Below are 15,912 nucleotides of genomic sequence, written 5' to 3'. Positions count from 1 at the left end.
TTTAGGTAAATAGGTTTAGTCATATGAAAATTAGACGTTTTTCTACTTCAGATAGTGATTTCCAAGCCAACTTAAAACAATTGCTTGCATTTGAAACAGCGCAAGACGATAGCATTGATGTGGTAGTAGCTAATATCTTAAAAGATGTTAAAAATCGTGGTGATGCTGCAGTGCTTGAATATACGAATCGTTTCGATAAAACAAATGCTAGCAAAATCAGTGAGCTTGAAATCAGTCAGTCTGAATTGGTTGCGGCATTGAATGGTTTACCAGCAGAGCAGCGATCGGCATTACAAACTGCTGCGGACCGTGTGAAAAGTTATCATGAAAAGCAATTGATGAGTTCATGGAGCTATACAGAGGCTGACGGCACTTTGCTTGGCCAGCAAGTAACATCACTTGACCGTGTTGGTTTGTATGTCCCAGGCGGGAAAGCTGCATATCCATCTTCTGTATTGATGAATGCGATACCTGCGAAAGTGGCAGGCGTTCAAGAGTTGATTATGGTTGTACCTACGCCAAACGGTGAGAAAAATCAGTTGGTCTTGGCTGCTGCTGCCGTGTGTGGTGTTGACCGTGTATTCTGTCTAGGTGGTGCTCAAGCAGTTGGTGCATTGGCGTATGGTACAGAAACAGTCCCACAAGTTGATAAAATAGTAGGTCCTGGCAATGCTTATGTTGCCGCTGCTAAACGTCGCGTATTTGGCGTAGTAGGTATTGATATGGTGGCCGGCCCGTCTGAGATTCTGGTCATTTGTGATGGGAAAACTAATCCTGACTGGATTGCAATGGACTTGTTCTCGCAAGCTGAGCATGATGAACTAGCGCAATCTATTTTGCTGAGCCCTGATGCTGACTTTTTAGACAAAGTGGCTGCTAGTATCGAGAGATTGGTACAAGAAATGCCGCGTAAAGATATTATTACCACTTCATTGACAGACCGTGGTGCTTTAATCCATGTGCGTGATTTGGAAGAGGCGGCAGAAATCAGTAACTACATTGCGCCAGAGCACTTGGAATTATCTGTTGAAGAGCCATTAGCCTTTAGTAAGAAAATTAAACACGCGGGTGCTATTTTTATGGGACGTGATACCTGTGAGGCCCTGGGTGATTACTGCGCAGGACCAAATCACGTCTTGCCTACTTCGCGTACCGCAAGATTTTCATCACCGTTAGGTGTTTACGACTTCCAAAAGCGCTCAAGCTTGATTATGGTGTCTTCAGAAGGTGCGCAAGTGTTAGGTAAGGTTGCTGCCACGTTAGCTTACGGTGAAGGTCTGCAAGCACACGCGCGCTCTGCGGAGTATCGTCTTAAATAGTCTTGATTGGCATTTTAACCATCGGGGTTCACAGGTGGTACGTTAATGTTCGATAAAGCGTATACCAATTTGATGGTGCGCACCTATTGATTAATTTCACGTTGGATAATGTGATGACAAAGAATATGTCCGAGGTTTTAGTATGAGTAAATATTGGAGTGATGTTGTTCATAAGCTCACCCCTTATGTGCCAGGCGAACAACCAAAAATTAATAATTTGGTGAAGTTAAATACCAATGAAAACCCTTATGGGCCAAGTCAAAAAGTAATTGAGGCTCTAAAGTTAGAGGCCGCAGAGACATTGCGTCTATACCCAGACCCCAATTCTGACGCATTAAAAGCTGCAATTGCTAAAGTACATCATTTAGATAGCAGTCAAGTGTTTGTAGGTAACGGATCTGATGAGGTTTTAGCCCATGTGTTTCAAGCATTATTAAAACATGACCTGCCCTTGTTGTTCCCTGATATTACTTACAGCTTTTACCCAGTCTACTGCGGATTGTATGACATTAACTATCAAACGATTCCGCTGGCAGAAGACTTTGGCATTTGCGTAGAAGACTATAAAAAGCCTAATGGTGGCATCATATTTCCTAATCCTAACGCACCAACTGGCATGCCGTTGCCACTTGCGAAAATCGAATGGCTATTGCAAAACAATACCGAATCAGTAGTGGTGATAGATGAGGCGTATGTAGATTTTGGTACAGAGTCTGCAGTCACTTTAGTTAATCAATATCCTAACTTGCTTGTTACGCATACCTTATCTAAAGCACGCTCTTTGGCGGGTTTGCGCGTTGGCTATGCGCTTGGTTCATTTGAGTTGATAGAAGCCTTGATACGTGTGAAAGATAGTTTTAACTCTTACCCTATCGATCGTTTTGCTTCAGCAGGCGCTGTCGCAGCCATGCTTGATGCTGACTACTTTGATGAAACGTGTGCTAAGGTCGTTGCTACGCGTGAGGCGCTCATTAAAGACTTAGTGTCCTTAGGTTTTGACGTGTTGCCGTCAGGCGCAAACTTTATATTTGCTAAACATCAAACACGTGATGGTGCTGAATTAAGTTCAGCATTACGTGAACACAATATTATTGTGCGTCACTTTAAATCACCTAGTAGAATCGCGCCGTATTTACGCATCACAATTGGTACTGATGCGCAGTCAGAGCTCTTGCTCAAGGCGCTGAGAGCAATTCTAAGTTGATGATGTTATCACTTTAATAAGTGCTTGAATAATGCTTAGAACTGGCTTTTTGTGAGAGATTTTTGAATGATTTAAGCAATTTAAAGGTGCCAGATTGATAAAACATACAAATTAAGCACGAAAAGTTTGAATTTTCACACGAAGTGCGGTTATGATAGCGAAATGTGCGTTTTGTGCACAATATAATAATTATTTTCAATCTGTATTTTTAACCTAGGTAAGTCATTATTTTGATTTATTATTAGTTGGAGGATGTATCGTGGCACAAACCCAAATGGCATTAGACTCATTAGATTTCGACGCAACAGTTGCTTTAGCAGCTAAAGTTGCTCCACACGTGGATATTTTAGAAATTGGTACACCATGCATTAAGCATAACGGTATCAAATTGCTTCAAACATTGCGTGCTAAGTTCCCAAACAACAAAATCTTAGTTGACTTGAAAACAATGGATGCTGGTTTCTACGAAGCTGAGCCATTCTACAAAGCTGGTGCAGATATCTGTACAGTATTGGGTACTTCAGACATCGGTACAATCAAAGGCGTGATTGATGTAGCTAACAAATACGGTAAAAAAGCACAAGTTGATTTGATCAACGTTGCTGATAAAAAAGCACGCACACAAGAAGTTGCTAAATTAGGCGCGCACATCATTGGCGTGCATACTGGTTTGGATCAACAAGCTGCTGGTCAAACACCATTTGCTGACTTGGCATTAGTTGCTGGTTTGAACTTAGGTCTTGAAATCTCAGTGGCTGGTGGCGTTAAAGCTGCTACAGCTGCACAAGTTCGTGACGCTGGCGCAACAATCATTGTTGCTGGTGCTGCAATTTACGGCGCTGCTGACCCAGCTGCTGCTGCTGCAGAAATCACTGCAATCGCTCATGGCGGTTCTACAGGTGGTTTGTTCGGCTGGATCAAAAAATTATTTAGTTAATATCTGTTGATATCTAAGTAGTAAAATGAAAACCCCAGTCTTAAAACTGGGGTTTTTTTATTTTAGATTTTAAATTCATCATGTAGCTATGTGTTACAACCTTTTAATGGGTTAAAATGCAGGCTGATAATATAAAACATTAGACTTATGCGTAACGCTAAAATTACTAGGAATACTTTAGAAACTCAAATTACAGTGAGCATCAACTTAGATGGCACTGGCGTTTCTCAATTTAACACTGGCTTAGGCTTTTTGGATCATATGCTGGACCAAATTGCCCGTCATGGCATGATGGATATCGAAGTGAATGCTAAGGGTGACTTACATATTGATGCACATCATACAGTTGAGGATATTGGTATTACGCTTGGTCAGGCATTCGCACAGGCGGTAGGAGATAAAAAAGGTATTCGCCGTTATGGACATGCCTATGTGCCATTAGATGAGGCGCTATCAAGAGTTGTGCTAGATATTTCTGGGCGTCCAGGATTAGAGTTTGGCTGTACATTTACGCGTGCTGCTATTGGTACTTTTGATGTGGATTTAGTGCATGAGTTTTTTCAGGGCTTTGTGAATCATGCCAATGTCACTTTGCATATTGATAACTTGAAGGGTCATAATGCTCACCATCAAGCAGAAACCATATTTAAAGCTTTTGGGCGCGCACTACGTATGGCAGTTGAGCTAGATGCACGTATGGCTGGTATTATGCCGTCGACCAAAGGTAGTTTGTAAGTCTGCCATCGAGCAACCGTGAGAAATGACCTTAGGCCGTATTTAAAATATGAGTACAATTGATATTGCAGTAGTTGATTATGGTATGGGTAACTTACGCTCGGTGTCTAAGGCATTGGAGCATGTTGCACCTACAAAAAATGTAGTTGTGACGAGTCGTCCTGATGATGTTGCAAAGGCGTCACGTGTTGTATTCCCTGGTCAGGGAGCGATGCCTGATTGCATCAAAGAGTTAGATGCAAGAGGGTTGCGAGCTGCGGTGTTGGATGCAGCTCAAAACAAACCGTTTTTAGGTATTTGTATTGGCCTTCAGATGCTATTTGAGCACTCTGAGGAAGGTGATGCCGCGGGTCTAGGGTTCTTTAAAGGCAGTGTGAAAAGATTTGTCACTGAAAATATGGTTGATGCCCAAGGTGAGAAGCTAAAAGTGCCTCATATGGGCTGGAATCAGGTCTATCAGCACCGCAGTCCTGATGCTAATGCGCATCCTCTTTGGCACGGTATTGAAGATGGTGCTAGATTCTATTATGTACATAGCTATTATGTGCAGCCTGAAGATGAAGGTATCATTGAGGGCTTTACCAATTATCCTGAGCGCTTCACTTGCGCTGTTGCTAAAGATAATTTATTTGCAGTACAGTTTCACCCAGAAAAAAGTGCTCACGCGGGCTTACAATTATTGAGTAATTTTGTTAGTTGGACGCCTAAATAGATTATCTCAGTAGATTATCTTAAATGTATAACAGCTTTTCTCCTTTTTAACTTTTTCGTATATAAAATTAATTTTCACTATGTTAATTATCCCAGCAATTGATTTAAAAGATGGTCACTGTGTCAGACTTAAGCAAGGTTTGATGGAAGAATCAACCGTATTTTCGGAAGACCCAGGCGCGATGGCTAGGCATTGGGTTGATCTTGGCGGTAAGCGATTACACCTTGTGGACTTAAATGGCGCTTTTGCAGGTAAGCCTGTGAATGAAGGCGCAATTAAATCTATTGTCAGCGCTGTCGGTGGTGATATACCTATCCAATTAGGCGGTGGTATTCGAGACCTAGATACTATTGAGCGTTATTTGGATAGCGGCATTGATTACGTGATTATTGGAACTGCCGCAGTCAAAACACCAGGTTTCTTACATGAGGCTTGTTATGCTTTCCCTGGGCAGATTATGGTAGGCCTAGATGCTAAGGATGGTAAAGTTGCGATTGATGGCTGGTCTAAGTTGACTGGTCATGACGTCATTGATTTGGCAAAAAAATTCGAAGATTACGGTGTTGAGTCGATTGTATACACGGATATTGGTCGTGATGGCATGCTGACTGGTGTCAATATCGAAGCCACTGTGGCCTTAGCGCAAGCATTGACAATACCAGTGATTGCTTCTGGTGGCGTTACAAATTTAGAAGATGTTAAAAAACTTTGTGCAGTAGCTAGTGAAGGCATTATTGGCACGATTACAGGTCGTGCGATTTATGAAGGCACTTTAGATTTTGCGGCAGCACAGAAGCTTGCCGATGAGTTAAGTGCATAAGGTTTAGCTGATGGGATTAGCCAAACGTATTATTCCTTGCTTGGATGTCACTAACGGTCGTGTAGTCAAGGGTGTTAACTTTCTTGAGCTGAGAGACGCTGGCGATCCAGTAGAGATTGCTAGGCGTTATGATGAGCAGGGAGCAGATGAGCTCACTTTCTTAGATATTACAGCAAGCTCAGATAACCGAGGCCTTATTCTGCATATCATTGAAGAAGTGGCGAGTCAGGTATTTATCCCACTAACAGTAGGTGGTGGTGTGCGCGAGGTTGAAGATGTGCGTCGCCTTTTAAATGCAGGTGCTGACAAAGTGAGTATCAATACAACAGCAGTGCTTAATCCTAAAGTAGTGCAAGATGCCACTGCTAAGTTTGGCTCGCAATGTATTGTAGTTGCGATTGATGCCAAAAAAGTAGATAACCAGCCATTCGAATGGGAAGTCTTTACACATGGCGGACGTAAACCAACTGGTTTGGATGCAGTTAAGTGGGCAGAGTATATGGTCAGCCTTGGAGCAGGCGAGTTGCTGATCACTAGCATGGACAGAGATGGTACCAAAATCGGATTTAATAATCCGCTTAATAAGGCCATTAGTAATGCAGTGGAAGTGCCAATCATCGCATCAGGCGGTGTAGGTAACTTACAGCATCTAGTCGATGGAGTGAAAGAGGGTGGCGCTGATGCTGTGTTGGCGGCTAGTATTTTTCACTATGGGGAATATACAGTTAAGCAGGCAAAAGAGTATATGGCACAGCATGGGATTGAAGTTAGGTTGTAACTGCCTAACGCAGATGCTAGTGATGAGTTGACGTTACATTTACTGGCGTAAAGTGGTAAGTTAAACAGAAGTTTCAATAGATAGGTTATCGGATGAGTTGGTTAGATGAAGTAACTTGGGATGCCAATGGTCTTGTTCCTGTTATTGCTCAAGAGTACGACACAGGACGAGTGTTGATGTTTGCATGGATGAACCGTGAAGCTCTGCAGTTGAGTAGCGAAACAAATCGAGCCGTCTATTGGTCAAGATCGCGCAATAGGCTGTGGCATAAAGGTGAGGAGTCTGGGCACGTTCAAAAAATACATGAAATCCGTTTGGATTGCGATGAGGATGTGGTCTTGCTTAAGGTTGAGCAGATTGGTGGTATAGCCTGTCATACTGGTCGGCACAATTGCTTCTTTAAAATCCTAAAAGAAGATACTTGGGTGATAGATCAGCCCGTTATTAAAAACCCTGATGAAATTTATAAGCATGAGTGATGATATGAATGATGTGTTAGCACGACTTTCAGAATTGTTGGAGCAGCGTAAGTCTGCAGATCCGACATCATCTTATGTTGCGAAGTTATATGCTAAAGGGATGGATAGTATTCTTAAAAAAATAGGTGAGGAAGCTACTGAAACTGTCATTGCTGCCAAAGGCGGTAACAAGGATGAGATTATCTATGAAACTGCAGACTTGTGGTTCCACACAATGATTATGCTGGCCAAAGCTGATTTAAAGCCACAAGATATACTGTTAGAGTTAGCTAGGCGAGAAGGATTGTCTGGTATTGAAGAGAAGGCTAGTCGCGGCAAACAGGATTGATGGTTTATTAATAGCTAAATTTTTTTATAACCCTCTACAATCCTTGGGTGATTTAAAGCGGAAAGTTGAAAGAATATAAAATGAGTGCTGATTGTATTTTTTGTAAAATTGTTCAAGGCGATATCCCTTCAAGGAAGATATATGAAGATGATGATGTGATTGCCTTTCATGACATACATCCCATCACTAAAGTACATTTTTTAATAGTGCCTAAACAGCATGTTGAAAGTTTGGCAAGTTGTAGCTCGCAACATCAAACTTTATTGGGTAAGATGCTATTGCTAGCACCAGAGTTGGCTAAGCAACAGGGACTGGTTGGATTCCGCACAATGATTAATACTGGGCGTGAAGGTGGTCAGGAAGTATTTCATATACACATGCATGTGTTTGGTGGCGGCGATACGCTACCTAGAACATAGTTAACAATATATATTGAGGAGATTGACAATGGGAATCGGAGCTTGGTGGCATTGGTTAGTAGTTTTACTCATTGTAGTACTCGTGTTTGGTACAAAAAAACTTCGTAACATTGGCGGAGACGTTGGTGGTGCAGTAAAAAACTTTAAAGATGCGGTCAATGAAGGCAAGCAGGCGGCTGCGGGTGCTCCAGAACAAGCAGAAGTTGCTGATAAAACAGTATTGATTGAAGGCGATTCTGTTGAAATTGTTTCTTCTAAGTCTGCGGCTAGGAAAAGAGCCGCTGCTAAGCCAGCTACAGCAACCAAAACAGCAACTAAAGCTAAATCGACTACCACAAAGAAGGCGCCTTCAAAAGCTAAGGCTACTGCTGCTAAATAGCAGCATGGAATGCTGAGCTGTTAGGCATATTGGGAATAGGATTTAGGCAGAATGTTTGATATTGCATTTTCTGAATTGGTTGTGATTGCAATTGTTGCACTTATCGTGATAGGTCCTGAGAAACTGCCTAAAGTAGCCCGTACCATCGGTACCGTGGTGGGGCGTATGCAGCGTTATATGGCACAGATTAAAGATGAAGTGAATCGTGAGTCGCGGTTTGCGGAGTTGCAGAAGCTTCAGCAAGAGATTCAACAAGCAACGGACAGTGCACAGTCAGGTTTGCAGAGTGGCGCGAATTATTTGGCGGATGCAGTTAGCACTTCCAATCAGAATGCAATTCAGGAAGTCGATGACACGGCATCCTCTACTATAAAACCTCAAGAACCCCATTCCTCAGTTAAAGATTAGCGCCCGCTGTGACACCGACAGAAAATTTCATCTCGCACTTGATTGAATTAAGAAACCGTTTGTTACGTATCGTAATAGGTTTTGTCATAGTTTTTATCATACTTTTCCCATTTGCAAATGAGATTTACGCTTTATTGGCGGCACCATTATTAAGTGAGCTACCCACAGGTGGTCAGATGATTGCTACTGCAGTTACTACACCATTCTTCGTGCCAATGAAGGTAGCAATGATGACAGCCTTTGTGTTGTCATTGCCACATACCTTGTATCAAATCTGGTCTTTTGTCGCACCTGGTCTGTACGCTCATGAAAAGAAATTCATGATTCCAATTATTGTTGCAAGTAGCTTTTTGTTTCTTGCTGGGATGACTTTTGCCTATTTCCTTGTATTTCCTGTGATATTCGGATTTATAGTCGGCACCGCGCCTGAAGGTGTGGCTGTGATGACCGATATAGGAAATTATTTGGATTTTGTCATTACCTTATTCTTTGCATTCGGGCTAGCCTTTGAAGTGCCAATTGCTGTGGTGATGGCGGTACGCTTTGGATGGGTCACGATTGATGCGCTAAAAGAGGCTAGAGGCTACGTTGTTGTTGGAGCATTTGTAATTGCGGCGGTTGTGACACCGCCTGATGTTATTTCACAATTCATGCTTGCAGTGCCAATGTGGTTGCTTTATGAGCTGGGTATTGTTGTGGCAAAGTTCACTTCGGACGGAAGTGAATCTAACATCTTACCACCAGCTTGATCTATATTTTACTCTAGCGCCACGGTAGGTTTTGGACGCTTGCCAATCACGATTGTAATATTAACCATGGCGCCAGCACGAATGATTTGCACCGTCGCCTTTTGATTTGGTTTCAAGGCTGCTATTAAGTTAAGCATGGTGCCGCTATCTGTAACAGGTTTGCCTTCAATTGCTACTAATATATCCCCGGCGCGGAGTCCAGCTCTGTCTGCTGGGCTATTTCTAAGTACGCCAGCAATTAATGCGCCTTGCACTTTGCTTAATCTGAAGGACTCTGCTAGTTCTGGCGTGATGTCTTGAGCTTCAATGCCAATCCAACCGCGCGTTACGTTGCCTTGTGCCGCGATTTGTTCCATCACTTGTTGCGCTAAAGTAGTTGGGATTGCAAACCCGATACCCATGGAGCCACCACTGCGTGAATAGATGGCGCTGTTGATGCCAACTAGATTTCCCTCTGTGTCAATCAGTGCGCCACCTGAGTTGCCAGGGTTAATGGAGGCGTCTGTTTGTATGAAGTTTTCATAAATATTAATCCCTAGATGGCTGCGACCGAGTGCGCTCACTATGCCTTGTGTGACTGTTTGACCCACACCGAACGGGTTGCCAATAGCTAACACTACGTCGCCAACACTTAATGAGTCTGAACTGGCAAAAGTGATGGCAGGTAAATCATTGGCGTCTACTTTAATGAGTGCAAGATCTGTATCTGGGTCAGTGCCTACCACTGTGGCGGTCATTTTTCTACCATCAGATAAAGCTACTTCAATCGAGTCTGCAGTGGCAATGACGTGGTTGTTAGTTAATATTAGCCCTTGAGCACTGACGATAACACCAGAGCCTAAGCTATTTTCAGGTTGTGATGGAATTTCAAGCTCGTCTAGTTGGTCACCAAAGAAGTGGCGAAATGCGGGATCATCCAAAAAGTCCTGATGGGGGCTGGTTGTCTGTTTTTTACTAGTGAAAATATTGACAACAGCAGGCATCGCTTTTTTTGCTGCATGACTGTATGAGTGAGCGGGACTGCTGGCTGATATTGGGTCTGCTTGCTTAACTACCACAACAGGTTCTCTGAAATTAAGCAGATTGGGGTAGAAGATGCGTAAAGCAAATATTAAAGCCATGCATATAGTGGCTGCTTGCGCAAAAATTAGCCATAATCTTTTATGTAGAGAATTGTTCATTTTTTAATTCTTAATATGGTAATTAATAAATTTAGTGATGGTTACTTTGTATCTAAATACAGATCGAGTGTTAGTTTTTGATATAGGGTCAACACTCTATAAAATCAATAGCCTAACATTATTAAAGGGTTCAAGCTTATGGTAAAAATCAATGAGTTAAATCATTATACCCAACAACTGATGCAAGTAGAGCGTTTCAAAGATTACTGCCCTAATGGTCTTCAGGTAGAGGGGCGCACCGAAGTTCGTAAAATTGTCAGTGGTGTCACGGCAAGTATGGCGTTATTGGAGGCGGCGCATAAGGTTGGTGCTGATTTGATACTGGTCCATCATGGATATTTCTGGAAAAATGAAGCGCCAGAGATTGTGGGTATTAAGCAAAGACGTATTAAGTTTCTACTAACACACGGAATTAACTTGATGGCATACCATTTGCCATTGGATGCCCATGGCGAGTTGGGTAATAATGTGCAGCTTGGTAATTTGTTGGGATTTAAGGCGCAAGCCTACATTGGCGCTGATAGTTTGCTTGCATATACTGAGATTGAAGCCGTGTTGACCTTGTCAGAAGTCGCAACGATGCTCGAGCTTCGTCTGGCCCGTCGAGTAATGGTTATTGGAGATCACGAGAAAAAAATTAAAAAAATAGCTTGGTGCACTGGAGCTGCACAAGGCTACATGGAGCAGGCGATAGCGTCGGGAGTTGATCTTTACATAAGCGGGGAGATTTCAGAGCAGACTACACATCAATCAATAGAGTCAGGCGTTGCCTATATTTCTGCAGGGCATCATGCGACAGAGCGTTATGGGGTTCAGGCATTAGGATGTCATTTGGCACAAAAATTCAATCTAGAACATCAATTTATTGACATACACAATCCTGTTTAATCGTTTTATTTCAGTAACTTAATAAATAAAGCTTTAATTGGCAATCAAAAAATTGTATAATCTGCGGCCTAAACATGAAGCCACGCCTAGATTTTATTGCTTTGGCTGCTGTTGAGTGCTCGGGCTATTTTCTACTGTAGAAAATGCTCGGACATACTTAATGTTAAATGTTTTAGTAAAAGTTGGCGCTATCACCTAGTGTGGGTGCGGCGTCTATATCCAGTCAATCCTTTCGAGCAAGAGGAAAACATGTCAGACAACCAAAATGACAATCAGCAGGCTGACTCGCAAAAGCGCGAGTGTTCTCAGGTAGATTTAGATAAGCGTAACTTTTTAATAGCCACTTCTGCGGTGGGTGCATTAGGTTGTGCTGCTGTGGCAGTGCCTTTTGTAAAAAGCATGACGCCAAGCGAGCGAGCAAAAGCAGCAGGCGCACCTGTAGAGGTGGATATTAGTAAGATAGAGCCAGGTACAATGATGACGGCTGAATGGCGCGGTCAGCCGGTTTGGATTATTAATCGTACTGATGAGATGACTGCAGAGTTGGCTAAGCATGATGATCAGTTATCAGACCCTGCGTCCGAAGTCACATCGCAACAACCTGAGTACTGTAAAAATGAGAGCCGTTCACTTAAGCCTAATCTTGCTGTAGTGGTTGGTATTTGTACGCATTTGGGTTGTTCACCAAGCGAGAAGTTGCAACGTGGCGGTGATATGGGTGAAGGCTGGACTGGTGGCTTCTTCTGTCCTTGCCATGGTTCTAAGTTCGACCTAGCTGGTCGCGTATTTAAAGGCTCTCCTGCACCTATCAATTTAGTGGTGCCGCCGCATAAATATTTGAGTGAGAATCTACTTCTGATTGGTGTTGATACTGAAGAGAAAGCATAATCATGACTGATAAAAATAAATCAGCGCTATCAAGCGCTTTAAATGACGGTTTAAATTGGGTTGATGCACGTTTTCCGTTGACTAGTAATGTCAAAGCGCATTTAACCGAGTATTACGCACCAAAGAATTTTAACTTCTGGTACTTTTTTGGTTCTTTGGCTTTGTTGGTGTTGGTGCTGCAAATATTGACAGGTATTTTCCTGACAATGCATTACAAACCAGATGCGGATCTAGCATTCGGATCTGTTGAGTACATCATGCGTGATGTGCCATGGGGTTGGTTGATTCGTTACATGCACTCAACTGGCGCGTCTATGTTCTTTGTTGTGGTTTATCTGCACATGTTCCGCGGCATCATCTACGGATCTTACAGAACCCCGCGTGAGTTGATTTGGTTGTTCGGTGTTGCAATCTTCTTAGTGTTGATGGGTGAAGCATTCTTCGGTTATCTATTGCCTTGGGGTCAAATGTCTTATTGGGGTGCGCAAGTAATTGTTAACTTGTTCTCAGCTATTCCATTTATTGGCCCTGACGTTTCAGAGTGGTTGCGTGGTGACTACTTGGTGTCTGATGCAACGTTGAATCGTTTTTTTGCATTCCATGTGATTGCTTTGCCATTTGTGTTGGTTGGCTTGGTTGTTGCTCACTTAATTGCGTTGCATGAAGTTGGTTCAAACAACCCAGATGGTATTGAAATTAAGAAGCTGAAAGATAAGAAAACAGGGTTTCCATTAGATGGTATTCCTTTCCACCCTTACTATACGGTGAAGGACTTGGTTGGCGTGTCAGTATTTCTGATTGTATTCTCAGCCATTATTTTCTTTGCGCCTGAAATGGGAGGGTATTTCCTAGAGGCAAATAACTTTGTACCTGCTGATCCGCTTAAAACGCCAGCGCATATTGCACCAGTTTGGTACTTCACGCCATATTATTCTATCTTGCGTGCTGTTCCACCTATTTTGAACTCACAATTCCCTGGTGTTGCTGCAATGGGCTTGTCAGTGGTGGCGTTTGCTTTCTTGCCATGGTTGGATAAGAGTCCAGTGAAGTCGATTCGTTATCGCGGCATGCTGTATAAACAATGGTTGGTTGCATTTGTCATCAGTTTCTTGGTGCTTGGCTATCTTGGAACCGTGCCATCAAATATTTGGGGGCAGTTCGGTGCATGGATGGGTGGTGCTGATCGCGCTACAGTAGTTGCGCGTATCTTTACAGTGGTTTATTTCTTGTTCTTTGTTTTGATGCCTTGGTATACGAAAAAAGATAAGACTAAACCAATGCCAGAAAGGGTAACGGGATAATGACCATGAAAAAATTATTGTTAACTTTGTTGTTGATGCCTTTCCTTGCGACGCCTTTGGTAGTGAGCGCAAGTGAAAGTATTAGTTTGGATAAAGCGCCGATTGATGCAGCGGATCATGAGTCGTTGCAACGTGGTGCACGTACTTTCGTTAATTATTGCTTAAACTGCCATAGTGCTAACTACATGCGCTACAACAGATTGTTGGAAATAGGTTTAACTGAAAAGCAGATCAAAGACAATTTGATGTTAGCTGGTGAAAAGATTGGCGACACAATGAAGGTTGCTATCAGTAAGAAGGATGCGGCTAAGTGGTTTGGAGCAGCGCCGCCTGACTTGTCAGTGGAGGTGCGCGCTCGCGGTGCGGACTGGGTGTATACCTATATGCGGGGATTCTACCGTGATAGCTCTAGAGCAACGGGTTGGAATAACACGGTGTTTGATAAGGTGGGTATGCCTCATGTGCTTTATGAGTTGCAGGGTGAGCAGGAGTTGAATCACGAAACTCACACGCTGAAACTTGTTAAGCCAGGCAAGCTGTCCGTCGAAGAATACGATGTTTTGGTGGGTGATTTAACAAACTTTATGGCTTACATGGCTGAACCAGCAAAGCATCAAAGAAACCAACTTGGTTGGTTTGTCTTGCTATTTTTGGGTGTGTTGTTAGTGCTGACATGCAAACTCAAAAAAGCTTACTGGAAGGAAATACATTAAATTATGATGACTCTATACTCGGGGACAACAGATCCCTATAGCCACCGCTGCCGTATTGTACTATTCGAAAAAGGCATGGATTTTCAGGTAATTGATGTCGACTTGGCAAATAAACCAGAAGATTTAGCTGTTATTAATCCGTACAATCATGTGCCTGTCTTGGTTGAGCGTGATTTGGTGTTGTCAGAGGCGAATATTATCAATGAATATATTGATGAGCGCTTTCCTCACCCACAACTAATGCCGCCTGATCCAGTGATGCGTGCGCGCGCTAGATTGTTTCTGTATAGCTTTGAAAAAGACTTGTTCAGCCATATTGCTGATATTGAGTCTGGTGATCAAGAAAAGGCAGATAAAGCGCGTGCAACGATACGTGATAACTTGAGCCAATTGGTGCCTATTTTCTCTAAGCAGAATTATCTTCTAGGTGATGATTACTCTATGTTAGATGTTGCGGTAACGCCGTTACTTTGGCGCTTGGGACATTATGGTATTGAGTTACCTAATCAGGCTGCACCAATTTTAAAATATGCAGAGCGTTTATTTTCAAGGCCATTGTATGCAGATGCAATGACGCCTTCAGAAAAAGCAATGCGTAAATAAATGATCTAAAGTAGTGCTTAGTGGCGTTTGATTAAAGTTGCTAAAATCAAACGCCATTACTCTTATAGTGTGTAACTGAAGCTATCTTAAATAGGTTCGTTAAATATGTCTGACTTAATTCCAACAAAACCATATATGTTACGTGCACTTCATGAGTGGTGCGTCGATAACAATTTAACGCCACATTTGATTGTTGCCGTAAATGCGCAAACACGAGTGCCAATGGCATATGTTAAAAATGGTGAAATAGTTTTAAATATTAATTACGGTGCTACAAAAGATTTACACATAGATAATGATTCTGTGGTATTCTCTGCGCGCTTCGGTGGAGTGTCACAAAATATATATGTTCCAATGACTGCGGTAAGTGGTATTTTTGCACGCGAAAATGGTCAAGGTATGTTTTTTGAGGCTGAATCAGAGCGGCAAGAAGTAGATGTTTCAGAGGGTGATGTTGAAGAAAGTGCAAAACCCATTGAAAATAAAGAAGAATTAATAAAAAGTAAAAAACCTGTATTAAAAATCGTAAAATAACTTAACATTTTTCGAAAATTGCGTATAATACGCATCTCACGAAAACGCCGGGTTAGCTCAGTTGGTAGAGCAGCGCACTTGTAATGCGAAGGTCATCAGTTCGATTCCGATACCCGGCACCAGAATTCTTAGCAAATTCCCTTTTATACATTTGACAGCAAGTCAAATTTTCAGCATAATCGCGGGTTCGGTGAGGAGGGGTGGCCGAGTGGTTAAAGGCGACGGACTGTAAATCCGTTCTCTCAGAGTACGAAGGTTCGAATCCTTCCCCCTCCACCAGTTTGTAAAACATATAGTAAGTTGCGGTAATTTGAGCTTGTTGGCGTTATATAACATGTACGCGGGTGTAGCTCAGTTGGTAGAGCACTTGCCTTCCAAGCAAGATGTCGCGAGTTCGAACCTCGTCGCCCGCTCCATCAGTTGGCTGTCGCGGATTTAAGCGCCCATGTGGCTCAGTGGTAGAGCACTCCCTTGGTAAGGGAGAGGTCGCGGGTCCGATTCCCGCCATGGGCACCATAGGCTTATGTGCTAGTTGAT

20 protein-coding genes and 4 tRNA genes are annotated in these 15,912 nt (G+C 42.7%); 23 read left to right on the top strand and 1 reads right to left on the bottom strand.

The features are described from left to right. Positions 1-23 precede the first annotated feature (23 nt). The 13 genes from hisD (at position 24) to tatC (ending at position 9,267) form a co-directional block, all read left to right on the top strand. Positions 24-1,319, top strand: coding sequence for a histidinol dehydrogenase (gene hisD / locus A391_RS0112890; protein ID WP_019899794.1), 1,296 nt, complete (start codon positions 24-26; stop codon positions 1,317-1,319). A 142-nt stretch (positions 1,320-1,461) separates the two neighbouring features. Continuing rightward, positions 1,462-2,523 (top strand): histidinol-phosphate transaminase, encoded by a 1,062-nt coding sequence (gene hisC, locus A391_RS0112885; protein WP_019899792.1) that lies wholly within the window; start codon positions 1,462-1,464, stop codon positions 2,521-2,523. A gap of 259 nt (positions 2,524-2,782) precedes the next feature. After that, entirely contained in the window at positions 2,783-3,460 is a 678-nt protein-coding gene (gene hxlA, locus A391_RS0112880; protein WP_019899791.1) for a 3-hexulose-6-phosphate synthase, read from the top strand. Between the two features lie 147 nt (positions 3,461-3,607). After that, entirely contained in the window at positions 3,608-4,195 is a 588-nt protein-coding gene (hisB, locus tag A391_RS0112875; RefSeq protein WP_019899789.1) for an imidazoleglycerol-phosphate dehydratase HisB, read from the top strand. Between the two features lie 49 nt (positions 4,196-4,244). Continuing rightward, the gene (gene hisH / locus A391_RS0112870) at positions 4,245-4,907 is read left to right on the top strand and encodes an imidazole glycerol phosphate synthase subunit HisH (RefSeq protein ID WP_019899788.1); all 663 of its coding nucleotides are present in this window, start codon (positions 4,245-4,247) and stop codon (positions 4,905-4,907) included. 79 nt (positions 4,908-4,986) lie between these two features. Then, on the top strand, positions 4,987-5,727 hold the full coding sequence (gene hisA, locus A391_RS0112865) for a 1-(5-phosphoribosyl)-5-[(5-phosphoribosylamino)methylideneamino]imidazole-4-carboxamide isomerase (protein WP_019899787.1): 741 nt from the start codon (positions 4,987-4,989) through the stop codon (positions 5,725-5,727). Positions 5,728-5,737: 10 nt separating this feature from the next. Continuing rightward, complete coding sequence (hisF, locus tag A391_RS0112860) at positions 5,738-6,505, top strand: imidazole glycerol phosphate synthase subunit HisF (RefSeq protein ID WP_019899786.1); 768 nt, start codon at positions 5,738-5,740, stop codon at positions 6,503-6,505. Positions 6,506-6,597: 92 nt separating this feature from the next. After that, entirely contained in the window at positions 6,598-6,984 is a 387-nt protein-coding gene (gene hisI, locus A391_RS0112855) for a phosphoribosyl-AMP cyclohydrolase (RefSeq protein ID WP_019899785.1), read from the top strand. Positions 6,985-6,988: 4 nt separating this feature from the next. Further along, the gene (locus A391_RS0112850) at positions 6,989-7,312 is read left to right on the top strand and encodes a phosphoribosyl-ATP diphosphatase (protein ID WP_029144184.1); all 324 of its coding nucleotides are present in this window, start codon (positions 6,989-6,991) and stop codon (positions 7,310-7,312) included. A gap of 80 nt (positions 7,313-7,392) precedes the next feature. Continuing rightward, complete coding sequence (locus A391_RS0112845) at positions 7,393-7,731, top strand: histidine triad nucleotide-binding protein (RefSeq protein ID WP_019899783.1); 339 nt, start codon at positions 7,393-7,395, stop codon at positions 7,729-7,731. A 28-nt stretch (positions 7,732-7,759) separates the two neighbouring features. After that, positions 7,760-8,110, top strand: a complete 351-nt coding sequence (gene tatA / locus A391_RS14775; protein WP_019899782.1) for a Sec-independent protein translocase subunit TatA — start codon at positions 7,760-7,762, stop codon at positions 8,108-8,110. Positions 8,111-8,161: 51 nt separating this feature from the next. Continuing rightward, positions 8,162-8,518, top strand: a complete 357-nt coding sequence (gene tatB / locus A391_RS0112835) for a Sec-independent protein translocase protein TatB (RefSeq protein ID WP_019899778.1) — start codon at positions 8,162-8,164, stop codon at positions 8,516-8,518. 8 nt (positions 8,519-8,526) lie between these two features. Beyond that, entirely contained in the window at positions 8,527-9,267 is a 741-nt protein-coding gene (tatC, locus tag A391_RS0112830; RefSeq protein WP_019899777.1) for a twin-arginine translocase subunit TatC, read from the top strand. 8 nt (positions 9,268-9,275) lie between these two features. Here the strand turns inward: tatC and A391_RS0112825 are convergent, their stop codons facing one another. Next, a complete protein-coding gene (locus tag A391_RS0112825; protein ID WP_019899776.1) occupies positions 9,276-10,448 on the bottom strand; it encodes a Do family serine endopeptidase in 1,173 nt (390 codons plus the stop codon). 138 nt (positions 10,449-10,586) lie between these two features. Here A391_RS0112825 and A391_RS0112820 point away from each other — a divergent pair, with 138 nt between their 5' ends. The 10 genes from A391_RS0112820 (at position 10,587) to A391_RS0112775 (ending at position 15,891) form a co-directional block, all read left to right on the top strand. After that, on the top strand, positions 10,587-11,336 hold the full coding sequence (locus A391_RS0112820) for a Nif3-like dinuclear metal center hexameric protein (protein WP_019899775.1): 750 nt from the start codon (positions 10,587-10,589) through the stop codon (positions 11,334-11,336). A 249-nt stretch (positions 11,337-11,585) separates the two neighbouring features. Further along, a complete protein-coding gene (gene petA / locus A391_RS0112815; RefSeq protein ID WP_029144183.1) occupies positions 11,586-12,224 on the top strand; it encodes a ubiquinol-cytochrome c reductase iron-sulfur subunit in 639 nt (212 codons plus the stop codon). A 2-nt stretch (positions 12,225-12,226) separates the two neighbouring features. Next, positions 12,227-13,525: a cytochrome b gene (locus A391_RS0112810; RefSeq protein WP_019899773.1), complete on the top strand. Its 1,299-nt coding sequence runs from the start codon at positions 12,227-12,229 to the stop codon at positions 13,523-13,525. Between the two features lie 5 nt (positions 13,526-13,530). Continuing rightward, positions 13,531-14,238, top strand: coding sequence for a cytochrome c1 (locus A391_RS0112805; protein ID WP_029144182.1), 708 nt, complete (start codon positions 13,531-13,533; stop codon positions 14,236-14,238). A gap of 3 nt (positions 14,239-14,241) precedes the next feature. Next, positions 14,242-14,841, top strand: a complete 600-nt coding sequence (locus tag A391_RS0112800; protein WP_019899771.1) for a glutathione S-transferase N-terminal domain-containing protein — start codon at positions 14,242-14,244, stop codon at positions 14,839-14,841. A 105-nt stretch (positions 14,842-14,946) separates the two neighbouring features. Further along, on the top strand, positions 14,947-15,375 hold the full coding sequence (locus tag A391_RS0112795; RefSeq protein WP_019899769.1) for a ClpXP protease specificity-enhancing factor: 429 nt from the start codon (positions 14,947-14,949) through the stop codon (positions 15,373-15,375). Positions 15,376-15,421: 46 nt separating this feature from the next. Next, positions 15,422-15,497 (top strand) — tRNA-Thr (locus tag A391_RS0112790). 72 nt (positions 15,498-15,569) lie between these two features. After that, positions 15,570-15,654, top strand: a tRNA-Tyr gene (locus A391_RS0112785). 61 nt (positions 15,655-15,715) lie between these two features. Continuing rightward, a tRNA-Gly gene (locus A391_RS0112780) sits at positions 15,716-15,791 on the top strand. Positions 15,792-15,816: 25 nt separating this feature from the next. Next, positions 15,817-15,891, top strand: a tRNA-Thr gene (locus A391_RS0112775). Positions 15,892-15,912: the final 21 nt, after the last annotated feature.

Source organism: Methylotenera mobilis 13 (assembly GCF_000384255.1).
GTDB classification, from domain to species: domain Bacteria; phylum Pseudomonadota; class Gammaproteobacteria; order Burkholderiales; family Methylophilaceae; genus Methylotenera; species Methylotenera mobilis_B.
This window is presented reverse-complemented; position numbering and strand designations above follow the sequence as displayed.